Origin of the sequence: Streptosporangium carneum, assembly GCF_027922005.1 — a bacterium.
In the GTDB taxonomy this organism is placed as follows: domain Bacteria; phylum Actinomycetota; class Actinomycetes; order Streptosporangiales; family Streptosporangiaceae; genus Streptosporangium; species Streptosporangium carneum.
In genome coordinates this window covers 1-665 of record NZ_BSEV01000094.1, presented here as the reverse complement: position 1 = coordinate 665, position 665 = coordinate 1, and the positions used below count along the sequence as shown (strand labels likewise).

Annotated in this window: 1 pseudogene; it reads left to right on the top strand. The window is 62.6% G+C overall.

The window, feature by feature from the left end:
• Nucleotides 1-186: 186 nt before the first annotated feature.
• Nucleotides 187-665, top strand: a pseudogene (locus PKF00_RS44870) (IS21 family transposase); the annotation flags it as partial.

The window sequence follows — 665 nt, the reverse complement described above, 5'->3', positions numbered from 1 at the left end:
AAATGCCGCTAAAAGCTCTGAGTTGAAGAGGCGATTGTTGGAAGCGGCGGGTTCGTAAACTGGCGGGTGAGAACGGCGGTGGAATAGTCGGCCACGGTAGCGGCGGGATAGGTCCGCTGCGGGCGGCGTAAAAGTCGTCCACCTTGAAGCCTTTCTGCTTGGCAGGGAGGACTGGGGATTTTCAGCGTGGAACTCTATCTGAAGGTACGTCTGGCTTGCGCGGAAGGGCTGAGCCAGCGGAGCGCGGCGAAGCGTTTCAATGTGTCGCGCGACACGGTTCGCAAGATGCTGTCGTTTTCATCGCCGCCCGGTTACCGGCGCCAGGCAGCGCCTTGCCGTCCGAAGCTGGACGGGTTTGTAGCGATCATCGATGGCTGGCTCGACGGGGACCGGGGCGTTCCGCGCAAGCAGCGCCATACGGCGAAGCGGGTATTCGATCGCCTGCGCCAGGAGCATGGGTTCACCGGCGGCTATACGATCATCAAGGATTACGTCCGGGAGCGCGAGCAGCGTAGCCGGGAGATGTTCGTGCCGCTGGCTCACCCGGCGGGCGATGCGCAGGCTGATTTTGGGGAAGCGCTGGTGGAGATCGGCGGGGTCACGCAGAAGGCGCACTTCTTCGTGCTCGATCTGCCGCACAGTGACGGGTGCTATGTGCGTGCTTA